Raw genomic sequence first — 8,075 nt, forward strand, 5'->3', positions numbered from 1 at the left:
AATTGTTTATCTTTACTTAATTTACTACGTTTCATACTTAAATTTTAACAAATTTAAGTTATCTGGGCCAGCCCCAATAAAAAAATATATATCATTAAGTATTATATATATTATTATAAACAACAGATAAAATTGTTGTTAATAAATTTAGTAATAAATAAAATATAAAAAAGTGTTATAAAAGCTTAGAAAAATTTGACTTCATTAGTTATTTGTGTTATAATTAATCACTCGTTACATTTTAGAACAAACCACAATATTTAAAAACGTTTAGAAGGTGTATTATGGATAAGAAAACTTTAAAAACAAAAGATAACACTTATGTTTTATCCCAAAAAGATATAAAACAAAATTGGCTTATTATAGATGCTAAAGGTAAATCTTTAGGAAGAGTTGCAAGCAGAGCAGCTTATTTATTAAAAGGAAAGCATAAAGTTGATTATGCTTACAACTTAGACAATGGTGATTATGTTATCATTATAAATGCTAAAGATATAGTATTAACAGGAAATAAAAAGAAAGGCAAAATACATTACAGACACACAGGTTATCCCGGCGGTATAAAATCTGTAAGCTATGGTGAGCTTTTAGAGAGAAATCCTGAAAGAATGGTAAAAATAGCTGTTAAAGGTATGCTTTCACATAATCCATTAGGCAGACAGCATCTTAAAAAATTAAAAGTATATGCTGGCAGCGAACATCAGCATGAAGCTAATAAACCTACAGTTGTAAATATATAATTAGGAGTTAAAAAATGGCATCTAAACAATTAACTATATTCACAGGCAAAAGAAAAACTGCTAATGCTAGAGTTCGTATAACTTTAGGCAGCGGTAAAATTTTAATAAATGGTAAAAATTATACTGAATATTTCTGTAATAGAGCAGCTTTACTTAAAGTTGTAGAAGACGCTCTAAAAGTAACAGGAAATTTAGGCAAATATGATGTATATGCTAATGTACGCGGCGGCGGAGTTTCTGCTCAAGCTGATGCTGTTAGACATGGTATAGCTAAAGCCTTAATAGGTGAGAGCCAAGACTTTAGAACTACTTTAAAACGCAATGGTTTCCTTACAAGAGATTCTCGTGTGGTTGAACGTAAGAAATACGGTAGATCTGGTGCTAGAAAGCTATTCCAATTCTCAAAACGTTAATTATATATTATTCTCTTAAAATATTATATAAGGTGTTTAAGAAATGAATGCTAAAAAATTAAAGAAATTTAAAGATTTAATACTGGAAGAAAAAAGAAAAACTTTAGATGAATTATTAAGCGGTAATGAATCTTACGAAACACTTAAAGAAGATGCTCATGGGGATTTGGCGGATATAGCTTTTCAGGCTTATGAAAAACAAAGCTTAGTATCTTTTTCGCAAAAAGAAAGAGATAGATTAGATATGCTTAATAATGCTCTTAAAAGAATTGAAGATGGTACTTATGGTAAATGCATAGATTGTAAAGAAGAAATCAATGAAGAGAGATTAACTGCTATACCATATACTTTAAGATGTATTAATTGTATGTCTAAATATGAAGATAAAAAACGCCGTGAAAAAATGTAATGTATGTTAAAGTTGTTTTTAATCTTCCTATAGATAAGATACTTACATATAAAAAACCTGATGATATAAATGATAGTTTGATAGGTTGTAGAGTTATAGCTCCTATAAAAAACAGAGGAACTAAGGGGATTGTAATAGAGGAAACGGATACACTTGACGGAGATTATAAAGTACTTCCTATCACAACTAGAATAGACCTTGAACCTATATGCTCTGAAAATGAATTTAATTTAGCTAAATGGATGAGCAGATATTATCATTCTTCCTATGGTGAGGCATTATTTGCTGCTTTGCCTGCCGGAAATCCTTCCAAAAAGAAAACTATTCAAAAACCTATAAAAGTTAAACAAAAGCCTTATTTAAAACTTAATGATGAACAAGAAAATGTGTTAAACATAATATTAAAAAGCATAGAAGAAGAAAAAAAATCTAAAACCTTCTTGCTTCATGGTGTTACTGGAAGCGGTAAAACAGAGGTTTATTTGCAGGCTATCAAAAGGGTAGTTGATTTAGGAAAACAGGCTATAGTAATACTTCCGGAAATATCTCTTACCCCTCAAACCATAAAAAGATTTGCTGAAAGATTTGAAGGAAAAATTGCTGTGCTTCACAGTAAGTTATCTCCTACTGCTAAATATAGATATTGGCAGATGATAAGAAATAATGAGATAAAAATTGTAATAGGGGCAAGAAGTGCTATATTTTCTCCTACGCCTAATCTTGGTATTATAGTGATAGATGAAGAGCATGAAACAAGTTATAAGTCTAATGAAACTCCGAGGTATCATGCAAGACAAATTGCTTTCTATAGAAAAGAGAGAGAAAATGCAACGCTTATTTTGGGAAGTGCTACTCCTTCTCTTGAGAGCTATTATCATGCTTTAAACGGCACTATAGAGCTTCTTACTCTCACTAAAAGAGCATCATCAATTAATATGCCTGAAGTTAAGATTTTGGATTTAAAAAAAGAAAAGAGGGCTGATTCTTTTCCAATGCTTACCCAAACACTGGTGGAAGAGATTAATAAAAAATTAGAATTAAAAGAGCAGATAATATTATTTCTAAACAGAAAAGGATATGCACCAGTGGTGAGCTGTTCTCATTGCGGAGTGGTGTTAGAATGCCCTAATTGCTCTGTTTCGCTTACTTATCATAAAAAAAAGAATGTTGTTATGTGTCATTACTGCGGATATACTCAGTTTGTAGAGGAGTTATGCGATAAATGTAACATTGGTCATTTTGAGAGAATTGGTACTGGTACAGAAAAAGTTGAAGAGAATCTTAATACTTTATTTCCAAATGCTATTATAGAGAGAATGGACCAAGAAACTGTGGGCGGAACAAAAAAATATGAAGACATATTTAAAAGATTTGCAGACAGACAAATAGATATTTTAATTGGTACTCAGATGATAGCTAAGGGACTCGATTTTCCTAATGTTACTTTGGTTGGTGTTTTGCTTGCTGATATGTCGCTTCATATACCAGATTTTAGAAGTGCTGAGAGAACTTTTAATTTGATAACCCAAGTTGCAGGAAGAAGTGGAAGGGGTGATAAAAAAGGCGTTGTTTATATTCAGGCATTTAATACAAATCATTATTCAATACTTTATGCTAAAGAGCATGATTATATTTCTTTTTACAATAGAGAAATAGAAAACAGAAAACATACAGCAGGTCTTCCTTATCCTCCTTTTTTAAGATTGGTTAGGATTGTTGTACGCGGAATAGATGAAAAAAAAGTATCAAGTGATGCCAATATTATAGCAGATTTGCTTAGAACTCTTACTTATAAAGATACAGAAAAAGTAGAAATATTGGGTGCTGTTCCTTGTACTATGAGTAAGTTAAACAAATATTATAGATGGAATATTTTAATAAAAACGGCTTCTCATTCACTTTTAAAGGAATTCTTTGAAAGTTTAAACAAATCCTTTATAGCACAAAAAGGCAACTATATAGAGATAGATATAGACCCAGTTAATATGCTTTAAATATCTACATAAAATCTTAAAGCATTTCTTATTCTTGCATTTAATTCATTTTGACCAACAGGCTTTTGCACATAATCGCAAGCACCCTTTTCAAGCCCATTAACTACATCATCTTCATTATATTTTTTTGTAATTATAATAATAAGTGCCATTCTTAGGCTTATTTCTTTTTTTATTTCATCTAATAAATAGAAATAATCCTTATCATCAGATAAATTAATATCCATTAGAATAATATCTGGAAGTATTTTTTTTAATTCGTTTAATGGATTTGTTAGGTTGGATACTATAGAAACTTCATAATCATTTTTAAGCCATTGTAAGTAGTTTTTTCTTGTAATTTCTATAGGTTCTATAATTGCTATTTTATATTTAGATACTTTTCTTTTTAATTTTACTCTCTTTTCTCTTTTATTGAATGCTAAAAAGACTTTTAAATCGGCATATCTAATTTTATATCTTTTTCCGGGTGTGAGATCGGCTTTAAGTCCATAATGTCTTACCCAATAATTTACAGTTGTTCTCGACACGCCTAATATCTTTGAAACGTCTATTGGAGAGAGTAAATCATCATCTTCATATATAACATTTTTATTTAAATCCATTAAATTTCCTTTATTTTTTTATAAAATACAAAAAAATAGAATAATATATAGCTATATATTTGTCAATAAAGAAAATATATGGCTATATTTTAAATTTAAAAAAATTTTTTAATATTTCCAATAAGATTTTTTATTTTTTCTAAAATATTATTGTTATTTATAATATCTTCTATGTCTTTATCAAAATTATCCGGCAATTTTCTGCATAATTTCTTAGCATAGCTTATGAGTTTTTTCTCCCCAACATGAAGTTCTTCATTTATGGCAAATAATATGTCAAAATATGATGCTAATATAGCCGTTGTTCTGTGATTAATACTAACAATATCATTTCTCTTTATAGCCTTTTCTAATTGTTCATAAAATGAAGCTGTTTTTGCATACATAACATTATAATTCTTTTCTATAATATTATCTTTAAGTTTTTTAGGATAATCTTTATTTAATTCTTTTTGAAGGCTTCTAAAAGAATCATTGCTTTCATAGAGTATTTTAGAGTTTTTTATATTGTATAAAAATGCTGTAGTGTATCCTATTTTTGAATTACAATTTCTCCATACATAGTTAATTTCATTTTCTATATAAGGAATATCTCTATACATAAAATCTAAACATATATTACTTTCTTTTAATATAATTTCATCTCCGTGTTCAAAATAATTGTTTCCTATTTCATACTTCACTGAATGTTTTTTTGCGAATTTCTCTCTCATTTCTATATTTACTTTATCTTTTGAATAGACATAAATATCATAATCTGACATATTATCATTAATTAAACTAGTTTGAGAGCCAGCAAGAACTATGGCATCTACATTATTTTTTTGTGTTGCATGTTCTATATAATCATTAATTATTGTTTCTATAGTATTATTCATATATAAATTACCCTAATAATGTTTTTGTATATTATAATGCAATTTTTCTAAAATAGTAGTAGTAAATTATGATTTGGTTTTAATAGAATAAGATGATTTTATAATAAACAAAGAGCCAGTATAAAAAATACCAGCTCTTTATATATGTAATTATTTACTGCATATACTTTCAACATCTTTTTCTAGAAGTTGTATAACTTTTTCAGTAAAGTCGTATAATTCTTTTTCCTGCTGTGGAAATTTAAATTCTTTTGACCATCTGCCGTCAAAATAAAAAGTATCGTCAAATAAATTATGTTTTTTAAGCCAAGCTTCTATATCTTTATTATCCTGCTCCCATTTTTTTATTAATTTTGGATCATCTCCAGTATCTTCACCTCTTGAAAATAAATTGAACCAATAATAATCATTATCTAAGTATATATCTATAGCATAATTAAGTCCTCTTTTCTTGCTTTCAAAGTCTCTGTAAAAACATTCATTTTTCCAATTATCACCTTTAAATCTTGAAACTAAGTTATTAATACGAGTTGCAATCAAATTATTATACATATCTGCTATTAATTTTATTTTTTCGTATTCATCAGTATTATCTATTATTTCATTATAAAAATCTTGTGTTAATTTATCCATTTTAGTTACTCCTGTTTCTCTTAATATTTTTAAATAATGCTCTGCTAATAATATCCATTCCTTAGCTTCATTATTTTTTATAAAATCATTTAAACTATTTTCTATTACTTTAGTATAAAAATCTTCATCTTCTCCATCATATCCATATATGATTTCAATTTTATCTTTTGGTATATTTCCAATACTTTGAGATGTAGGCTGTTTTAATGTATTAGGAGATAAATATATTACTTTATTAGGTTCTAAATTATTTTTTAAGCAATCATTATAATATCTTGATAATTGCTCTTTCATATCTTTAGCCCATCTAAGTTTGTTTTCTATGATTATACAGTTTGTGTCAGTTTTGATTAAAATATCAATATTATTTTCTTCTCTAACGACTGAATAATCATTATTTAAATATTTAGAAGCATCAACATCTATAAAATCAAGAAAATATTTTAATACAGTTTCATGTTCTAAAAGTCTTGCTATTATATCAGAATGAAAATTTTCTTTGTAATATGTATCAGAAATAAGTTCAAATATATTAAAAGGATAATCTTCTTTAAAAGTATTTTTTTTAATATAATCACGATATTTCTTAAGTATATCATCTTTAGCATATTTTTGTATAATGGAAAAAATATCTTTTATGATTTCTTTAGATTTATTGAATGGAAATTGCCAAGTATTTTTTAAATCTTCAATTCTATAGTTCATTAATAAACTCCCTATTATAAAGCAGGTGCATGCTTACCTTTATTAGTACCATTAGGGTGTCTAGGACAATAACCATTAGTTAATGATTGTAAAGATTTGTTTTTAGTTCCGCAATACTTACAGAAATATTCCGACTTTTCTCCTCCCTCATAAAGTTTATGTTTTCCTTTATTTGTGCCGTTTGGATGCCTAGGACAGTAACCATTGGTTAATGAAGATATTGAAGAATATTTCGCTCCGCAATATTCACAGTAAAAATTTTGAGCCATAAAAAGCCTCCTTTAATATAAATTATTATTAATTATAAAAAATGATTGCAACAAAAACTGTCATAATTTTTATATTTTGAAAAATAAAACTGTTTAACTAAAAAGCTACAATAAAACTTTTTCATTATTATTTATTTGTAGAACTATATTCTTCCCACCATTTTTTTATTTCGACTATATTTGTATAATATTTTTTAGTTAATTCATCATTATAATAATAGCTTTCTTCTTCATCTCCATCTATAGAACAATTAAGAGTATTACCTTTTAATTTGAAATTTAAATATGATTTTGTAACAAACAAATCCATAGTATAAACAGCCTCGTTTTTATTTTTTATTTCACTTGCAGAAGTGGTTAATAATGTTAGAATCGAAGCTAGAGGGTTTATTACGGCTTCTTCATCCCCTACTAAAACCTTATCTCCTACAAATAGTAGGGATTCATTGCCGTTAGTATAGAATTTATAACTTACATTTTTATACCAACCTTCTTCTTTACTTTCGCAGGATATAAATACGAATATTGATAATAAAGCTAATAAGAAAATTTTTAATTTCATTTTTGCCTCCTGATTAAATACAATTCAAAATAAAAGCTCCACCTGAAATTTTTTTAAACTTTCAAGCAAAGCCTTTTTTGTTAATCAACTTTAATTTTTTTTAACACATTGATATTTTTCATCATGTGGTTTTGTACCATCGTTTATAAGATAAGTAATTTCAGCATTAACAGTAGAGCCATCAGCTGAAAATTCTAGTGTAAATTTTGGCATACCAACACTAACACTATCAGGGATCTTAACTGTATATGAACTGCCAGAACCTTCCACATCAAAATATGTTTAACCACTAAAATCTGGCATAGAAGTATTGTCACTAAGACTAACAAAAGCTATTTGCTTACCTTTTACTTGTAGCCACAAATAATAACCAAAAATATCTTTACTTTCTGAAGCATAAATATTTCCATTATACTGCTCTATGCCTTTTGGATCTTCTTTACTGGAACAGCTTATACTAAAGACACCTACTAAAAATAAACTAAAAATGATTGATAAGATTTTTTTGTTCATAATGAACTCTCCTTAAAATTAATTTTTATTATAAACATTTTCAAAAAATGCTTACTCTCAAAAACAAGGGTTTTAAGCTCGCATAGAAGAAAGTCTATATTCGTACTATTATCATAATACCATACTACCTTAAAAACAAGGGTTTCAAGCCCTTTTAAAATACTTTGATTAATAGTTGAAATTATTGAAATGCTATTAAAAAATATATGATTAAAAAAATTGTGCAAAGAAAATATCGGTTGAAAATAATATAAAATAGATAATAATAAATAATTTGGGGGCTGGCCCAGATAACTTAAATTTGTTAAAATTTAAGTATGAAACGTAGTAAATTAAGTGAAGAAAAACAATTAA

11 protein-coding genes are annotated in these 8,075 nt (G+C 27.2%); 4 read left to right on the forward strand and 7 right to left on the reverse strand.

Annotated elements, in window-relative coordinates; translation table 11 throughout:
- The first annotated feature begins 284 nt into the window (after positions 1–284).
- From rplM to priA, 4 genes are read left to right on the forward strand one after another with little or no spacing between them, the layout of a single operon-like run.
- Positions 285–740: a 50S ribosomal protein L13 gene (gene rplM, locus Q0H31_RS12500; protein ID WP_157151372.1), complete on the forward strand. Its 456-nt coding sequence runs from the start codon at positions 285–287 to the stop codon at positions 738–740.
- A 14-nt stretch (positions 741–754) separates the two neighbouring features.
- Positions 755–1,153 (forward strand): 30S ribosomal protein S9, encoded by a 399-nt coding sequence (rpsI, locus tag Q0H31_RS12505; protein WP_295298680.1) that lies wholly within the window; start codon positions 755–757, stop codon positions 1,151–1,153.
- A 43-nt stretch (positions 1,154–1,196) separates the two neighbouring features.
- On the forward strand, positions 1,197–1,562 hold the full coding sequence (locus Q0H31_RS12510; RefSeq protein WP_295298682.1) for a TraR/DksA family transcriptional regulator: 366 nt from the start codon (positions 1,197–1,199) through the stop codon (positions 1,560–1,562).
- The gene (gene priA, locus Q0H31_RS12515; RefSeq protein ID WP_295298684.1) at positions 1,562–3,556 is read left to right on the forward strand and encodes a primosomal protein N'; all 1,995 of its coding nucleotides are present in this window, start codon (positions 1,562–1,564) and stop codon (positions 3,554–3,556) included. The genes Q0H31_RS12510 and priA overlap by 1 nt, the downstream gene beginning before the upstream one ends.
- Here priA and Q0H31_RS12520 read toward each other — a convergent pair.
- The 7 genes from Q0H31_RS12520 to Q0H31_RS12550 form a co-directional block, all read right to left on the reverse strand.
- Entirely contained in the window at positions 3,553–4,161 is a 609-nt protein-coding gene (locus Q0H31_RS12520; protein WP_295298686.1) for a response regulator, read from the reverse strand. The two genes, priA and Q0H31_RS12520, sit on opposite strands and share 4 nt — an antisense overlap.
- A 95-nt stretch (positions 4,162–4,256) precedes the next feature.
- Positions 4,257–5,039: a DUF4037 domain-containing protein gene (locus tag Q0H31_RS12525; RefSeq protein WP_295298688.1), complete on the reverse strand. Its 783-nt coding sequence runs from the start codon at positions 5,037–5,039 to the stop codon at positions 4,257–4,259.
- 150 nt (positions 5,040–5,189) lie between these two features.
- Positions 5,190–6,377, reverse strand: a complete 1,188-nt coding sequence (locus tag Q0H31_RS12530; protein WP_295298690.1) for a PD-(D/E)XK nuclease family protein — start codon at positions 6,375–6,377, stop codon at positions 5,190–5,192.
- A gap of 14 nt (positions 6,378–6,391) precedes the next feature.
- Positions 6,392–6,646, reverse strand: coding sequence for a hypothetical protein (locus Q0H31_RS12535; protein WP_014935434.1), 255 nt, complete (start codon positions 6,644–6,646; stop codon positions 6,392–6,394).
- Between the two features lie 127 nt (positions 6,647–6,773).
- Positions 6,774–7,208, reverse strand: a complete 435-nt coding sequence (locus Q0H31_RS12540; RefSeq protein ID WP_157147938.1) for a hypothetical protein — start codon at positions 7,206–7,208, stop codon at positions 6,774–6,776.
- 90 nt (positions 7,209–7,298) lie between these two features.
- On the reverse strand, positions 7,299–7,478 hold the full coding sequence (locus tag Q0H31_RS12545) for a hypothetical protein (protein ID WP_295298694.1): 180 nt from the start codon (positions 7,476–7,478) through the stop codon (positions 7,299–7,301).
- A gap of 12 nt (positions 7,479–7,490) precedes the next feature.
- Complete coding sequence (locus Q0H31_RS12550) at positions 7,491–7,721, reverse strand: hypothetical protein (RefSeq protein WP_295298696.1); 231 nt, start codon at positions 7,719–7,721, stop codon at positions 7,491–7,493.
- Positions 7,722–8,075: the final 354 nt, after the last annotated feature.

Source organism: uncultured Brachyspira sp. (genome assembly GCF_934747485.1).
Taxonomy (GTDB): Bacteria; Spirochaetota; Brachyspiria; order Brachyspirales; family Brachyspiraceae; genus Brachyspira.

Excerpts from the sequence above, each read along its gene's own strand:
- rplM (WP_157151372.1), top strand. The coding sequence starts at position 285 with ATGGATAAGAAAACTTTAAAAACAAAAGATAACACTTATGTTTTATCC.
- rpsI (WP_295298680.1), top strand. The coding sequence starts at position 755 with ATGGCATCTAAACAATTAACTATATTCACAGGCAAAAGAAAAACTGCT.
- Q0H31_RS12510 (WP_295298682.1), top strand. The coding sequence starts at position 1,197 with ATGAATGCTAAAAAATTAAAGAAATTTAAAGATTTAATACTGGAAGAA.
- priA (WP_295298684.1), top strand. The coding sequence starts at position 1,562 with ATGTATGTTAAAGTTGTTTTTAATCTTCCTATAGATAAGATACTTACA.
- Q0H31_RS12520 (WP_295298686.1), bottom strand. The coding sequence starts at position 4,161 with ATGGATTTAAATAAAAATGTTATATATGAAGATGATGATTTACTCTCT.
- Q0H31_RS12525 (WP_295298688.1), bottom strand. The coding sequence starts at position 5,039 with ATGAATAATACTATAGAAACAATAATTAATGATTATATAGAACATGCA.
- Q0H31_RS12530 (WP_295298690.1), bottom strand. The coding sequence starts at position 6,377 with ATGAACTATAGAATTGAAGATTTAAAAAATACTTGGCAATTTCCATTC.
- Q0H31_RS12535 (WP_014935434.1), bottom strand. The coding sequence starts at position 6,646 with ATGGCTCAAAATTTTTACTGTGAATATTGCGGAGCGAAATATTCTTCA.
- Q0H31_RS12540 (WP_157147938.1), bottom strand. The coding sequence starts at position 7,208 with ATGAAATTAAAAATTTTCTTATTAGCTTTATTATCAATATTCGTATTT.
- Q0H31_RS12550 (WP_295298696.1), bottom strand. The coding sequence starts at position 7,721 with ATGAACAAAAAAATCTTATCAATCATTTTTAGTTTATTTTTAGTAGGT.